The following is a 14,281-nucleotide window of genomic DNA, read 5'->3' as shown; positions in this document are numbered from 1 at the left end:
CTGGTCGGCAGCGCGACGGCGGCAGATCCTGAACTCATGTCCCGAAACGAACCACAGTCTGCCATCACTTCGCACGACGACGTCGGAGTCCTGCTCACCCAGCCGCGCCGTTACCGCGCGTTCAAAGCCGCTTTCCTGCTCGGCGGAGGAGACCGTCTGAACGCCCGCCTCGCCGGACTGGCTCGTCCGGCGCCCGACGCCGATGTCGTCGACGTCGGTTGCGGCCCGGGCGACCTCGCTCGGGTGCTGGCGCGCCGAGCCGGCCGGGTCATCGGTGTCGACCCGGCGCCGCAGATGGTCGACTACGCGACCGCGCGTTGCCGCGACCTGGCGAATTGCCGATTCGAACGCGGTACCGCGCAGTCGCTTCCGCTGCCCGACGTATCGGCCGATCTGGTGACCTGCACCTTCGCCATGCACCACATCCCCGCGGCGCACCGTGCCGATGCCGTCGCGCAGATGTTTCGGGTACTGCGGCCCGGCGGCCGGTTGCTGCTCGCCGACACCTATCCGACCGACCCGCTCCGCTCCACCGCCGTGCGCGTGATGGCCCGGTTCGCGGCCCACCGCACCCACGACACCGGCCACGGCGACGACCACGGTGATCCCATGGCGGGCATCGACATTCGCCGGTATCGAGACATGCTGGAGGCCACCGGTTTCGAGGACGTCGAGTTCGTCGTCGTGCGTCCCGCGACCGGCGTCCTGTCGGCCACCAAGCCGCGAGCCGTGCCGGACCGAACCTAGATCAGGTCCTTCTTCGCCAGCCAGCGCATGGTCGCCCAACCGCAGAACACCGGAAGCCAGCAGGTGAGCACGCGGTAGAGCAGCACCGAGGGCACCGCGATGTTCGCGGGCAGCCCGAAGGCGGCCAGGCCGCCGATCAGCGCGGCCTCGACCGCGCCGACGCCACCCGGGGTCGGCGCGGCCGAGGCCAGGGTGCCGCCGATCATGGTGACGATGGTGACGGTGATGAAGGTGGTGCCGCCACCGAACGCCTCGACGCTGGCCCAGAGCGCGCCGGCGAGGCCGAGGGTGATCGCCGCGCAGCCGAGGACGATCACCGCCGAACGCTTGGGGTCGCGGGCGAGGTCGGCGAGCTCGCCGAGGACCTCCTGCAGTTGCGGGCGGACCGCGTTGTTCAGCCAGCGGCGCAGTTTCGGCACGAACATGAACGTGCCGACGATGCCGACGCCGACACCGGCGAGCAGGTACAGCACCGTGGCGTCCGGGACGAAGTGGGACAGATCGGTCGAGGTGCCGGCCAAGATGCTGAACGCGAGCAGCAGGCTGAGATGGGTGATCACCTGCACCGCCTGTTGCAGCGCCACCGCCGCCGTGGCGCGCACCGCGCCGACGCCGCCCTTCTGCAGGAATCGCACGCTGAGCGCGAGTCCACCGACCCGTGCGGGCGTGGTCGTCGCGGCGAAAGTGTTGGCGACCTGCATGATCACCAGGTTGCGGAAGCTCACCGCACCGGACGCGCAGGCCCACAGCGCCGCCGCCGCGCCGACGTAGGTCAGCGCCGAGACCAGCAGCCCGGCCAGCGCCCACCACCAGTTGGCCGTGCGCAGCTGGGTGAAGAAGGTCGGCACGGCGCTGATGAACGGGTAGGCGACGTACACCAGGCCGATCAGCAGCACCAGCTGGATGATCTGGTTGCGGGAGAACCGGGTGATCTGCTCGGCCTCGATCCGGTCCTGGCCGGTCTGTCTGCGTACCTCCTCGCGGGCGTCGGAGAGCGCGGCCTTCCATTCCGGAACCGCTTTGCGGATCCCGGTCGGTATGGCGGACTTGGTCAACCTGCTCGCGGCAGCGAGCACCCGAGCCTCCCCCAGCGTTTCGATCGCCGCCCGCACCGTGGGCTCCTTGCCGAACGTCGCGGTGGTCGTTACCAGCAATTGGGCGATGTCGGATTGCAGTTGCGCGTCCGACGCTCCGTACTCGGCGTTGCCGAAGCCGCCGAACAACGTGACGCCGTCGGCGACGCGGATGTCGACCGGCCGTAGGTCGCCGTGCGAGATCTGTTTCCGCTGCAAGGTGTCGAGCGCCCGCCACACGCCGGGCAGCACTTCGGCGGATTGTTCGGTGAGGGCCGTCCCGCAGGGCTGGGTGCGCGCGTACAACATCCAGCCGCGCGACAGCGCGGCGACCGCGACCGGCGTGCAGCTGCCGAGTCCGAGATCGGCGACGGCGATCGCCATGAGCGCCCGGTGCTCGACCGCGCGATGCATGGAACCGTGGATGGCCGCCGTCTCACTGGAGCGGAACGTCAGCCACCGCCACAGCTGCCGCAGGGCGCCGAAACTGCGCTGATTCTTGCCGAACATCTCGACGACGAGCTCGCGTTCCGGCCCCTCGACGGCCGCGGCGAGCACCAGCGGCCCGCGGCCCGCCGGATGCACCACGGTGAATCCGGTGACCGTGTGCCCGCGTCGGGCGAGCAGCCGGACGGCCGCGTCGAGCGGGACCTCGAGTGCGGGCGTGCCGACCACGAGCACGATCACCGCCCCGACCAGCCAGCCGACCGCCAGCCCGAACATCGCCCGGGCGGGCACCACGGTGCTGACCGCGAGGTGGATCGGCGCGAACGCGAGCAGCAGGAACCACAGCCAGCGCCGCGGCCGGACGGGCAGCCACGGGCTGGCGACGGTGAGCATCGCGGCGATCATCGCGATCCAGCGCGGGTCGTCGAGGAACTGGGACAGGAAGGTGTCCAACCGGTCCGGCACTTGCATATGCCATTTCGGCGCGGACAGTCCGGTGCCGGTGATGGACAACAGCAGCGCGGCGACGGCCCCGGCCGCGGCGTAACCGGCGAGCAGCTTCCATTGCCTGCCGATGATCAGCTCGATCAGGATCGCGAAGGGCAGCGCGAGGATCGCCATGCCGTAGACCAGGTACACCAGGTTCGACTGGTCCGGATTGAGGAAGCCGACGATCTCGGAGACCGACTGTTCCAGCGCCAGCCATTCCGGGCGGGTGATCAGGGAGGCCGCGATGACGACCGCCACCCAGAGGGCCGCGAGGACGACCCGGACGATGTCGCTCGTGCGGCGGATCAGCGGCTGTAGCATGCTGCCCGTGACCGGGATCTCTCGCCCGTCCACTCGCATGCGCGCCCGCCTCTCCGGGTACTCAGGCCGTACTGGTTGGGAGGCGCGAGACCCGCCTTCAGGTCTTGCGTTGAGCGCCACTCCTCTTTTGGGCGTACCCGTTGAGTTACCCATGTGCGTACGAGATCGGTTGTTTCGTTCGCTGCACGATACCGTTCGGCACGCTCGGGGATTCGGCGGTGGTGCCGGGCATCGGCTGTCTGTTGTGTCCTATATCACCATTCTCGGCGTTGATCCTCACATTAGTGTCAAGTTCCAGCATGAGGGCATGGACAACGAACTCTTCGAGTACAGCCCGATCGTCGACCGCCCGCCGCTGCGCTGGCCCGGTGACGCCCGGGTCGCGTTCTACGTCGGGCTCAATATCGAGCACTATCAGGTGGACCGGCCGTCCACGAGCATCTTTCCCGGCACGTCCGGGCTCGCGCCCGACCCGTTGAACTACGGCTGGCGCGACTACGGACCGCGGGTGGGCATCTGGCGGGTGATCGATGTGCTCGACCGGCACGGTATCCGCGCCAGCGCACTGCTCAATTCGGATGTCGTCGAACACTATCCGCAGATCGTGACGGCGGGTGTGCGACGGAATTGGGCGTGGCTCGCGCACGGGAAGAACAACTCGATCTTCCAGGCGGACCTTCCGGCGGATGCGGAGCGCGCGTACCTCGCCGACGTGGTCGCGACGATCGAACGAGCCACCGGCCGCAAGCCGCGCGGCTGGATGGGGCCCGCTCTGACCGAGTCGTTCCGAACCCCCTCGCTGCTGGCCGAGCTCGGCCTCGGCTACGTACTCGACTGGACCAACGACGACCAGCCCTATCCGCTGTCGGTTCCCGGCCTGCTCAGCGTCCCCTACTCGGTGGAGCTCAACGACAACACGCTTTTCCTGGGCAAAGCCACCAGCGGACCGGACTTCGTGCGGATCGTCCGCGATCAGCTCGACCAGCTCTACGCCGAATCGGCCGGCAGCGGGCGCGTCATGGCGCTGGCCCTGCACCCGTTCGTGATCGGGCAGGCGTTCCGGATCAAGTACCTCGATCAGGCGCTCGAGTACGTGGCCACCCATCCGGGAGTGTGGCTGACCACCAGCGACGAGATCGCCGAGCACTACTCCGGTGCGTCAGGGCTTGCCGAATCCGGGCGAGCCGAAGACGATCGGGTCGGATAACCGATGCTCGGGAGGCGGCGATGGCAGCGCAGGACCAGGGACAGGACAAGGACCTCACCGGAAAGACGGTGGTGGTGACCGGCGCGAGCTCGGGCATCGGCGCCGCCGCGGCGCAGCGGCTCGCCGCGCGCGGCGCCACCGTCGCGGTGGTCGGCCGGTCACCCGAGCGGACCGCCGAGGTGGCGGCGAAGGCAGGCGCGGAGCCGTTCGTCGCCGACTTCGCCCGCTTCGACGACGTGCGCAAGCTGGCCGACCAACTGCTCGACCGGTATCCCACGATCGACGTGCTGGCCAACAACGCGGGCGGCGCGTGGCGCGAGCGAACCGTCACCGCCGACGGCAACGAGCTCACCTTCCAGGTCAATCACCTGTCGCCGTTCCTGCTGACGAACTTGCTGCTGGAGCGCTTGACCCACGCCCGGGCCCGGGTGGTGAACACCGCGAGCACGACCTACCGGATGGCGAAACTGGACCTGGACACGGCCAACGCGGTGACGGGTTCGTTCAACCAGCTCGGCGCGTACGGCGCGTCGAAGCTGGCGAACATCCTGTTCACCCGGGAACTGGCGCGCCGCACCGAGGGCACCGGGATCACCACCGCGGCCTTCCATCCCGGCGCGGTCGCCACCCACGTCTACGACAACGCTCCGTTCGGTCTCGGCCGGGTCATCCGGTCGCCGCTGGGTCGCCTGTTCTTCATCCAACCGGACAAAGGCGCCGAGCCGCTGATCCACCTGGCTACCACCGCCGACGGCGCGGCGATCAACGGGCAGTACTTCCACCGGCTGAAGCTGGAGCGACCGCGCAACAAGCAGGCGGTCGACGCCGAACTCGCGCGTCGGCTCTGGACGCTCTCCGAGCGCGCCACCGGGCTCGCGACCGGATAGTCCGGTGGTTCAGGGTTGGGCGTCGGCGAGCCGGAGGGAGTTGCCGTCCGTCCGGTTCGGTTCGACGCCGACCCCGTACACTCCGCCGGACACCTCGCTCGCGTCCAACTCGACGATCGCCCGCGCGACGTGCTCGGTGGGGACCAGCACGGGAAACGTGGTGGGCGCGATGGCGTTCACGCGCACACCGAACTCGGTGAATTCGGCCGCGAGATTGCGGGTCAGCTGATCGAGCGCGGCCTTCGACGCGGAGTACAGAGTCTGTCCCGGATAGACCTCCGAGCCGGAGATGCTCGAGACATTGACGACGTTGCGGTTGCGCGCGAGATTCTCGGAGCCGGCGTGCAGCCAGGACCGCTGTGCCAGCCGTGCCGAAAGACGCAGCGGTACCGCCACGTTCAGCGTGAAATGGGCATCGAAGTCGTCCAGCGCCGCGTCGCCGTCGACGATGCCGCGCGGGTGCAGCCGGACGTGCGCCGCGTTGTTCACCAGCAGGTCGACCCGGCCGAACCGGGCCAGCGCGAGGTCCACCACGCGTTCCACCTCGCCCGGCTGGGTGAGATCGGATCGGACCACGAACACCCGGGAGTCGTTCTCCGGCACCGCCGCGTCCGGCGCCAGCGGATCGACGTAGCACTCCAGCTGCGAGGGCACGGCCGGCGTGCGCGTGCGGCATACGGCGACGATGTCGTAGTCGCGATAGTAGGCCTGGCAGAAGGCGTCGCCGAGCGTGCCGCCGGCGCCGGTGAGCAGGCAGACGCGGCGGTCACCACTGGACAATCCGGTCTCCTCCCCAGCGTCGTTCGGCGTCCGCTTTGGTGCGATGCACCCACATCACCACGCTGTTGCGGTCTTTGGCGTTGTTGCCCGCGAACGTGTGCCAGCTGCGCGGTGTGACCTCGAACAGCACGAGCGAATTGTCCAGCGGCGGGACGAGAGCCACCGACGGCAGCGCGGTTCCGTCGGCGACGTGGTCGTACAGCGCGGTCTCGCCGCCGTCGCCGGGCTCCCATCCCGGATTGCCCAGATAGAACAGCACCGCGACGGCGCGGACGGTCTCACGCGCGACGACGCCCGGCGCGCGCGCTCCGGTCTTGGTGTGGACGGTGCCGTCGGGCAGCCGCACTTCCCCGAGACCGGGCGGGGGCCCGGGGAACCAGGCCGGGTTGAGGTCGTTGTGCGGCCAGCCGAACGGGCTGCCCGGCCCGTGATGGTGCACCGACCCCTCGACGTCGCCGGTCGCTTCGACGCCGCCGAGCCGGGCGACCAAGTCGTGCCACTCGCGCGTGGCGAACACCGCGAGCGGACCGTCGCGCAGGTCGGCGAATCGGATTCCATCGGCGCTGTAGCCGTCGGCGACGGTGACGAACCGGTCGGGGCGTTCTCGGCGAACGCGTTCCAGTTGGTCGGCCAGGCGCTGGTAGAACTCGGGGACGAAGACGTCGCGGGCGTACACGTGCGGAAACGGCCTGCTGCGCCGGACCCAGCGCCGATGGGCGAACAACTGCGCGAACCACTGCGGAACCGGCGGTGTCGTGAGTTCCGGCTCGGTTGTCACCATTAGTCCCTCCCGGTCGAACCTCCGTGATCATATTGCCCGCACCCGGCGCAGATGGGCCGGTCTCCGCGCTGCGAGGATCATCCGGTGAGCCGTGATCTGCGTGTGTGTTTCGTCGGAGACTCGTTCGTCGCCGGTGTCGGCGACCCGGGTTGCCTGGGCTGGGCGGGCAGGCTCGCGTCCGCGGCGCACGCGGAGGGCGTCCCGCTGACCGCCTACAACCTCGGGGTGCGCAGACAGACCTCGACGGACGTCGTCCGGCGCTTCGCGGCCGAATGCGCACCCCGCCTGCCGGAGGGCGTGGACGCCAGGGTCGTTCTGTCGTTCGGCGTGAACGACACCTTGCACGAGAACGGCGGTCCGAGAGTGACCCCGGACGAGTCGGTCGCGAATCTGAGCGCACTGCTGGCCCAGGCCGCGGCGCGGGGTTGGCCGGTGCTGATGGTCGCCCCGCCGCCGATCGCGGACGAGGAGCACAATGCCCGCACCGCGGCACTGGACGAGCGGTTCGCGCGGGTCTGCGCCGCGTCCGGGGTGCCGTACGTGCGCGTGCATCAGCCGTTGCGCGACAACGCGGTGTGGGGCGCCGAGGTTCGGGCGGGCGACGGGGCCCATCCCGGCGCCGCGGGTTACGCGGAGATCGCCGCGCTCATCGCTCCGCGGTGGCGGGCGTGGTTGGCGGGGTGAAATGTCGTTTTCCGAACACAGGGTACCGAGGATTCGTCGTACTGTCTCAGACGGAAATGGCAGAATAGCCGGCAATAGCTGTTCGCGGCTAGGCGGGTCACCGAATCCGCTTGTGCTGCAACGTACTGGTGCTCATCCGATCGGCAGGCCCCGCTTGCGCGTCCCGTCGCGCCGTCTCCGAACGGTGTCCAGGTCTGCCGTCGCCGAAACCGCTTCCGGCGCAACATCGGGACTGAACGCCTCGCTCAATTCCGGTACCCAATGAATGATCTCGTCGCGGTAAGGCCCTTCGGTCTCCAGCTGCCCGAGCACGCCCACCAGCGTGAGGAACGAGCGGGCGAACGGCGTGAAGTAGGCGGGCATGGTCATCTGGCGCACCACGTTGGTCAGCCGAGGATTCGTGGTGCGCAATACTTGTCGACGTAACCAGCGTGTGGTCAAGCGATAGGTCGCGTGCCGCAACGGCTCACCACACGGGGTGATCGCCGCGTAGAGCGCCTCGCTGTCGATGGCCCGTCCGTTCGCGACGAAGCCGTGTCTGCGCGTGGCCGCGGCCAGATCACCCGGCCCGCCCCGGAAGATCGCCTTGCAGCAGTCGAGCGTCAGATCGCCGAAACCCGCGGGCGGCCACGCGCAGCACGCGCCGAAATCCATGACGCCGAGCCGTCCGTCGGGTAGCAGCCGGAAGTTGCCGGGATGCGGATCGGCGTACAGCAGTCCGTGCCGGCCCCAGCCGCGAGTCACGAAGCGGACCATGAGCATGCCTACGCGGTCGCGCTCGGCCTGCGTGCCGGAGGCGACGATGCGCGGGACCGGCGTGCCGTCGATCCATTCGCTGATCAACACGTCGCCCTGCTGCGCAACGACATTCGGCACGTGGAAGTCCGGATCGTCGGCATAGGCCGCGGCGAACGCCCTCTGGTAATTCGCCTCCGCCGCATAGTCGAGTTCACCGGTGACCGACGCGCAGATCGCTTCGGTCAGCGCATTCACGTCCGCGCCGGGCAGGAATACCGTTGCGAGATAGGAGATCCGGCGCAAGTGGTCCAGATCGCGAGCCACCGCCTGCCTACCGCCGGGGTACATCACCTTGACCGCGACCGTCCTGCCGTCGTGCCAGACCGCGCGGTGCACCTGCCCGAGCGAGGCCGCCGCGGCGCGCCGGTCGTCGAATTCGCGGAAGCTCGAACGCCATTGCGCGCCCATGCTTTCGGCCATGGCGGCATGCACCGCGTGCGGCAGCATCGCGGGCGCGGCGTCCTGGAGCCTGGCGAGCGCGATCCGGTACGGCTCGGCCACGTCCCGCGGCAGCGCCAGCTCGTAGATGGCCAGAAGCTGCCCTAATTTCGCGGCGCAACCTTTGAGCTCGCCGAGCACCTCGAAGATGTGCTGCGCGGTGCGCAGCTGGATGTCGCGATTGACTTCTTCGGCCGATCTGCCGAGTGCCCGCTTACCGAGCCCCGCGGCCTGCCGCCCGGCGAACGCCACCGGCAGCGCGGCCAGCTTCGCACCACGAACAGCGCCGTGAACAGGCGGTTTGCCATGGGGCCTGGAAGCGAAAAGCCGGGATCGTTTGCCCGCGGTCCCCTCCTCGGGGCGCTCGCCGATGGGCCGGATGGTCATGACTCACCTCACAGTCGCGCGCACAAGTGTGACACATGTGCAGTACCGATCAGTAGGGCTTAGACTGTCTGGGACGTGTACGAAACCAGTCGAAAGGTGACTTCGATGGGATCCCAGACGGTGGTCGCCGACGTTGCCGACGAGCTGGCGCGCCGGGTTGCCGCGGGGGAATATCAGCCGGGGGATCTCATGCCGTCGGTGCGTCAGGTCGCCGAGGAATTCGATATGAACCGCGCGACCGCGCAGCTGACCCTGGGTCGGCTGGAGTCGTACGGCTTCGTCGAAGCCCGGCGCGGCAAGGGATTCACGATCCGCGACGTCCGGGAGGCCGGCGGGGTGGACGTGTACCGTCAGCTGTTCCGCTTCTCGATTCCCATGCCCGACATCGCGATAGAGATGTTCCGCGATATCGTCGACGTCGAGCGCAATCTCGTACTCGAGACGCTGCTCGCCTACACCGGTTGCGCACAGCGGATCGATTCCGCGGAAATGAAATCTACGATCGATGAGCTCGAATCGATAGCCCGTGAGCATGATCCGGACTTGTCTCGGCTCTTGGCGCTCGAAGTGGCGCTGGTGCGCAGGCTGCTGACCGCGCTCGGGCTCCCCATGCAGCGCGCGATCTTGAACTCGATCGGCGAGATGGTGCTCGAGGTGCCGGAGGCGGTCGAGGCGTACTTCGCCGGTGCGCCGGATCTCCATGTCCTGGTGTGGCGGGCGCTGGCCGCGGTGTGGGATTCCGGCTCCGGGCCGAGTGAGGCTCAGCTGGCGCTGTTCGAGGATCTGTTCGGCATGTACCACGAGAAGGTCATCGCGCGCTTCGAGGAATTGGTGGCGGGCGTCGAGGAGAGCGCCGACGAGAACCGAGCGGCCACCGCCTAGCCGTTTCGTACACCGCACAGTCCGTCTCAGACGTTTTTCGGGCACCTCGCGAACCGAGTCCGCTCATCGCGGGGAAAGCGGCCGTGCCGCGAAGTTCCCTAGGCCACTCTGTCCCAGACGATCTGGATGCGAATGGGACGAATCGGTTCCGACTCGGCAAGGGTGTTCGGACCACCGGGAACGACGCCGACCGGCGAGATCGACTCCGCGACAGAACATCAGCGCCGTGGCCGATTCCTTCGGTGCGGCGGAATCGGTCCGGCGGGTCGCACCGGTGTAAGGGAAGCCGCGGCTACGCCGGTGCGATCGGCCCGGACTCGACCGGATGGATGCCGCGCGGCCCTACCGCCCGGCATCGCCCTCCCCGTGTCGTTGCCCGGACTCAGGCTCCGCCGTTGAGCTTGTTGAGGCGCTCGCACGCCTCTACGTACTCTTGGATCAGCCGGTTGACCACGTCGGCGGAACGCTCGACGCGGTTCATCATGCCGACGATCTGGCCGACCGGGTTGAAGTTGACGTCCTTGGCGGCCTCCGGATAGCGGTGGCCACGCTTCACGCCGTCCAGCGCGACCATCATCTGCAGCGGCATCGGCAGCGGATCGGGGGTGTCGGCCCGCTCCCACGCCTCGGTCCATTCGTTGCGCAGCATGCGGGCGGGCTTGCCGGTCCAGGCGCGCGACCGCACGGTGTCGTGGCTGGTGGCGTCGATGTAGGTCTGCATCTGGGCGGGCGGCACATTGGCCTCCTCGACGGTCAGCCACACCGAGCCGGTCCACGCGCCCGCGGCGCCCATCGCCATCGCCGCGGCCACCTGGCGGCCGTTGCCGATGCCGCCGGCGGCCAGCACCGGCAGGTCGCCCACGGCGTCGATGACCTGCGGCCACAGCACCATCGAGGACACCTCGCCGCAGTGGCCGCCGCCCTCGGTGCCCTGGCAGACCACGAAGTCCAGACCCGCCCGCTTGTGGTTGAGCGCGTGCTTGACCGAACCGCACAGCGCGCCGATCAGCCTGCCGGAGTCCTGCACCTGCTTGATCACGTCCTCGGGCGGGGTGCCGAGGGCATTGGCCACCAGCTTGGCCTTCGGATGCCGCAGAATCACCTCCACCTGCGGCCCTGCGGTGGTGGCGGTCCAGCCGAGCAGCTGGTTGTGGTGCTCGTCCTCCGGCAGCTTGGGCACGCCGTGGTCGGCGAGGATCTTCTCGGCGAAGTCGCGGTGCCCCTGCGGGACCAGCTCGGCCAGCTTGGCTTCCAGTTCCTCGGGGCTCAGGCCGTCGATGCCCTTGCCTTCGTACTTGGACGGAATCACCAGGTCGACGCCGTATACGCCCTGCACGTGCTCGTCCAGCCAGGCCAGCTCGACCTCGAGCTGCTCGGCGGTGAAGCCCACGGCGCCGAGCACGCCGAGTCCACCCGCGTTGCTGACCGCGGCCGCCACGTCGCGGCAGTGGGTGAAGGCGAAGATGGGGAATTCGATCCCGAGCCGTTCGCAGATTTCGGTACGCATGGCGTGCTGGTCTCCCTAACTGCTCCGCCGCGAACGGCGCGTCGCAGATGTACTAGAACGAGTTGCATAAGAGGCGCCCGGCTCGGCCTGGTCGCCGCGCGTCGAGTCCGCCGCGAGCCGCTGATATCGCCATGAAGCGGCCGCGGCTTCCTCGACTGGCCGGTGCACCATGCCTCGACAGTAACACGTTCTAGTTTTCTGGGGAATGCGCTTCCGCGTCAGGCGGTGGCCCGCTCCAGTTCGGCGAGCGACTCCTCCAGGTGGTCGAGCAGGTGGGGCAGTTGCGGCACACTGCGGCGGCAGCCGACCACGCCGAAATCGAGATTGCCTGCGTTGGAGGTGAGCGTGATGTTCACCGCCTGGCCGTCGAACGGGATCGACAACGGGTAACTCGCGTCCAGACGCGCTCCGTTCCAATACATGGGCTCACGCGGTCCGGGGACGTTCGAGATGACGATGTTGAAGGTCGGGTTGGTGTACGGGATCAGCGCGGGCACCAGATTGAGGGCCAGCGGGCTGAGCATCAGCGCCGACAGCGCCATCGTCTGGTTGCACGACAGCGTGCGGTAGACGTCCTTGCCGTCGCGCATCGACGCCGCGACCACCCGCAGCCGCTCCACCGGATCGGCGAGGTCGGTGCCGAGATTGCACAGCACCGCGCCGACCTTCACCCCGTCGGTCCCGTCGTCGTCCTCGGCGCGCAGCGACATCGGCACCATCGCGACCAACGGCTTGTCCGGCAGGGCCGAGCGTTCGAGGAGATACCGCCGCAGCGCGCCCGCCGACATGGCGAGCACCACGTCGTTGAGCGTCGAACCGGTGGCCTTCTTGACTTGCTGCAACCGCTCCAGCGGCCAGGACCGGACCACCGCGCGGCGCGCGCCGCCGATCGGGACGTTGAACATGGTGCGCGGGGCCGCGAACGGCAAGGTCAGCTGCTGCCGCGTCAAGGCGGTGCGGGCCGCGCGCAGCATCGATGCGCCGGACGTCGCCGCCGAGACCAGGCTGCGCGCGGTACCACCCGCACCGGACGCCGTCCTGCGCCTGCCCCGAGGCAGGTGCCACGGCACCCGCGCGGCGCCGGAAGACGGATCGCTGGTCAGTGTGCGCCGCAGCAGGCGTTGAGCGGAAACGCCGTCGATCAACGCGTGGTGCATCTTCGAATACAGCGCGAACCTGCCGTCCGCGAGACCCTCGATCAGATGGAACTCCCACAGCGGCCGATGCCGGTCCAGCAGGCTGCTGTGCAGCCCGGAGGCCAGCTCGACGAGCTGGTCCATGCGTCCAGGACCGGGTACGGCCAGCCGCCGCACGTGATAGTCCAGGTCCACGTTCTCGGCCCGCGTCCACGCCATCTGCGGGGTGCCGAATATCGTCGCGGGATGTTTGCGGAAGGTCGGATCGATGTCGGTGTTCCGGAGGAGTTCGTCGTGCACCTGCGCGGCGAAGTCGTCTCCCGCGCCCTCCGGTGGCTCGAACAGTTGCAGCGAACCGACATGCATCGGCTGTTCCCGGGATTCGGCGAGCAAGAAGACGGCATCGACCGGCGCAATGAATTCCATGATGAGTCGCCCCCTGACGACATGGTGGAACGTTCGAGTTTCGGATCGACCACGTTGTCGGCGGGCCCGCGCAGCCATGAAGCCGCCGCGACACGACAAACCTACCCGGACGGGGTGGACCGCGTTCGGTGAATCACCGAACCTTCGAAGCCAGCAGGTAGGCCTGCCCGAACCGCTCGTCGGGGCCCGGTTCGCGCACCATACGGGCGATCATCGCGAACCCGGCGCCGCCGAGCAGACGCGCAAGGCGTTTCGGTGCCCACCGGTAGGCCCGGGTCACCTTGTGGTCGAAGGCTTCCACCGCATCGGGCAGGTCGGCCGTCTGGAAAGCCAGCAACACGTGCCCTTTGCTCGCGAGTACCCGGTGAAACTCGTTCAACACGTGCGGCACGCGCTCCGGTGGCGTATGGATCAGCGAATACCACGCCACAATGCCCCCGAGCGTCGAATCGCCGATCGGTAGCTCCTCCACCGAACCCTGCGCGAAGAACAGCTGTGGATGCTCCGCGCGGGCCAGCTCCACCATTCGCGGCGAGAGATCGATGCCGAATACCCGCGCCCCCAACGACGCCAGATGGCCGGTGATCCGTCCCGGGCCGCAGCCGAGATCGGCGATCGGCCCGGAACCGTTGCCCGCCACCGATTCCACGAACGCGCCGAGTACCGCCCGGTCGAGCACCGCACCGGCGAGGTGATTGCGGAAGAGCTCGGTATAGAGCTCGGCGATATCGTCGTAGGCGGCGCGGGTGGCCGCGACATCGGGGCGTTCGTCTGCGAAGTCTTCCGTCGAATCGAGCATCCCGAGCAGCGTATTACCTACTCACTCCCCCGGTTCGAAGGCCTGGGCGACGGCGAGACTGTCCTCGTAGACGTGGTGCCGGGTGATCAGGCCGTTCCGCACCGTCAGATGCAGAGCGAAGCGCGCGCGATAGGCGCGACCGGTGCGGCGCGCGGTCTGCCGGATTTCGCCGAGCACCACGGCGTCCGCGCCGTCGACAAGCACCCGTTCGACACGCGTGGCCACCTCCTCCGGCACATGGTGTTCGGCGATCGAGCGATAATGATCGGCGGCATCGGCGCGGGTGCGACGGTGCCGGATCCAGGGCGTCGCCGCGCGTCCGTGCTCCGCCTCCGGCCAATCGAGCCGCCAATCGGTGTCCTCGGCGTACAACTCGGCGACGGCTTCCGGGTCCCCGGAACCGATCCGCCGCAACAACTCTTCGACCACCGTTCGAGTGGCGGGCGCGGTGACTGACACGAGAGGTCCTTTCGAAGCGGCACCGCGCGATCG

13 protein-coding genes are annotated in these 14,281 nt (G+C 68.7%); 5 read left to right on the top strand and 8 right to left on the bottom strand.

The features are described 5' to 3' along the window. Positions 1–36 precede the first annotated feature (36 nt). Positions 37–747 carry a class I SAM-dependent methyltransferase gene (locus tag QMG86_RS31070; protein WP_281876418.1) on the top strand — a complete coding sequence of 237 codons (711 nt, stop codon included), beginning with the start codon at positions 37–39 and terminating at the stop codon, positions 745–747. Here the strand turns inward: QMG86_RS31070 and QMG86_RS31065 are convergent. Then, positions 744–3,116, bottom strand: coding sequence for a lysylphosphatidylglycerol synthase transmembrane domain-containing protein (locus QMG86_RS31065; protein ID WP_281876416.1), 2,373 nt, complete (start codon positions 3,114–3,116; stop codon positions 744–746). The genes QMG86_RS31070 and QMG86_RS31065 overlap by 4 nt on opposite strands. A 268-nt stretch (positions 3,117–3,384) precedes the next feature. Here QMG86_RS31065 and QMG86_RS31060 point away from each other — a divergent pair, with 268 nt between their 5' ends. Next, positions 3,385–4,284, top strand: a complete 900-nt coding sequence (locus QMG86_RS31060; protein WP_281876414.1) for a polysaccharide deacetylase family protein — start codon at positions 3,385–3,387, stop codon at positions 4,282–4,284. A 20-nt stretch (positions 4,285–4,304) separates the two neighbouring features. Then, positions 4,305–5,171 (top strand): SDR family NAD(P)-dependent oxidoreductase, encoded by an 867-nt coding sequence (locus QMG86_RS31055; RefSeq protein WP_281876412.1) that lies wholly within the window; start codon positions 4,305–4,307, stop codon positions 5,169–5,171. 9 nt (positions 5,172–5,180) lie between these two features. Here the strand turns inward: QMG86_RS31055 and QMG86_RS31050 are convergent, their stop codons facing one another. Beyond that, positions 5,181–5,951, bottom strand: coding sequence for an SDR family NAD(P)-dependent oxidoreductase (locus tag QMG86_RS31050; protein WP_281876411.1), 771 nt, complete (start codon positions 5,949–5,951; stop codon positions 5,181–5,183). Next, positions 5,938–6,732: a 2OG-Fe(II) oxygenase family protein gene (locus QMG86_RS31045; protein ID WP_281876410.1), complete on the bottom strand. Its 795-nt coding sequence runs from the start codon at positions 6,730–6,732 to the stop codon at positions 5,938–5,940. The genes QMG86_RS31050 and QMG86_RS31045 overlap by 14 nt, the downstream gene beginning before the upstream one ends. 84 nt (positions 6,733–6,816) lie before the next feature. Between QMG86_RS31045 and QMG86_RS31040 the strand changes: the two genes are divergently transcribed. Continuing rightward, positions 6,817–7,416, top strand: coding sequence for a DUF459 domain-containing protein (locus tag QMG86_RS31040; RefSeq protein ID WP_281876409.1), 600 nt, complete (start codon positions 6,817–6,819; stop codon positions 7,414–7,416). A gap of 132 nt (positions 7,417–7,548) precedes the next feature. Here QMG86_RS31040 and QMG86_RS31035 read toward each other — a convergent pair whose 3' ends face one another. Then, on the bottom strand, positions 7,549–9,039 hold the full coding sequence (locus QMG86_RS31035) for an ABC1 kinase family protein (protein WP_281876407.1): 1,491 nt from the start codon (positions 9,037–9,039) through the stop codon (positions 7,549–7,551). A 105-nt stretch (positions 9,040–9,144) separates the two neighbouring features. Here QMG86_RS31035 and QMG86_RS31030 point away from each other — a divergent pair, with 105 nt between their 5' ends. Then, the gene (locus QMG86_RS31030; protein WP_281876406.1) at positions 9,145–9,921 is read left to right on the top strand and encodes a FadR/GntR family transcriptional regulator; all 777 of its coding nucleotides are present in this window, start codon (positions 9,145–9,147) and stop codon (positions 9,919–9,921) included. A 382-nt stretch (positions 9,922–10,303) separates the two neighbouring features. Here the strand turns inward: QMG86_RS31030 and QMG86_RS31025 are convergent, their stop codons facing one another. The 4 genes from QMG86_RS31025 to QMG86_RS31010 form a co-directional block, all read right to left on the bottom strand. Then, positions 10,304–11,428, bottom strand: coding sequence for an NAD(P)H-dependent flavin oxidoreductase (locus QMG86_RS31025; protein ID WP_281876405.1), 1,125 nt, complete (start codon positions 11,426–11,428; stop codon positions 10,304–10,306). Between the two features lie 218 nt (positions 11,429–11,646). Further along, positions 11,647–12,990, bottom strand: a complete 1,344-nt coding sequence (locus tag QMG86_RS31020) for a WS/DGAT/MGAT family O-acyltransferase (RefSeq protein WP_281876403.1) — start codon at positions 12,988–12,990, stop codon at positions 11,647–11,649. 133 nt (positions 12,991–13,123) lie between these two features. After that, entirely contained in the window at positions 13,124–13,789 is a 666-nt protein-coding gene (locus QMG86_RS31015) for a class I SAM-dependent DNA methyltransferase (protein WP_281876401.1), read from the bottom strand. 21 nt (positions 13,790–13,810) lie between these two features. Continuing rightward, entirely contained in the window at positions 13,811–14,248 is a 438-nt protein-coding gene (locus tag QMG86_RS31010) for a nuclear transport factor 2 family protein (RefSeq protein ID WP_281876400.1), read from the bottom strand. Positions 14,249–14,281 lie beyond the last annotated feature (33 nt).

It is taken from the genome of Nocardia sputorum (assembly GCF_027924405.1).
GTDB lineage: Bacteria > Actinomycetota > Actinomycetes > Mycobacteriales > Mycobacteriaceae > Nocardia > Nocardia sputorum.
Note: the sequence above shows the minus strand (reverse complement) of the source record. Positions and strands in the feature narration are given on the sequence as shown.

Coding starts and splice junctions, on each gene's coding strand:
- QMG86_RS31070 (WP_281876418.1), top strand. CDS start 37: ATGTCCCGAAACGAACCACAGTCTGCCATCACTTCGCACGACGACGTC.
- QMG86_RS31065 (WP_281876416.1), bottom strand. CDS start 3,116: ATGCGAGTGGACGGGCGAGAGATCCCGGTCACGGGCAGCATGCTACAG.
- QMG86_RS31060 (WP_281876414.1), top strand. CDS start 3,385: ATGGACAACGAACTCTTCGAGTACAGCCCGATCGTCGACCGCCCGCCG.
- QMG86_RS31055 (WP_281876412.1), top strand. CDS start 4,305: ATGGCAGCGCAGGACCAGGGACAGGACAAGGACCTCACCGGAAAGACG.
- QMG86_RS31045 (WP_281876410.1), bottom strand. CDS start 6,732: ATGGTGACAACCGAGCCGGAACTCACGACACCGCCGGTTCCGCAGTGG.
- QMG86_RS31035 (WP_281876407.1), bottom strand. CDS start 9,039: ATGACCATCCGGCCCATCGGCGAGCGCCCCGAGGAGGGGACCGCGGGC.
- QMG86_RS31030 (WP_281876406.1), top strand. CDS start 9,145: ATGGGATCCCAGACGGTGGTCGCCGACGTTGCCGACGAGCTGGCGCGC.
- QMG86_RS31025 (WP_281876405.1), bottom strand. CDS start 11,428: ATGCGTACCGAAATCTGCGAACGGCTCGGGATCGAATTCCCCATCTTC.
- QMG86_RS31020 (WP_281876403.1), bottom strand. CDS start 12,990: ATGGAATTCATTGCGCCGGTCGATGCCGTCTTCTTGCTCGCCGAATCC.
- QMG86_RS31015 (WP_281876401.1), bottom strand. CDS start 13,789: ATGCTCGATTCGACGGAAGACTTCGCAGACGAACGCCCCGATGTCGCG.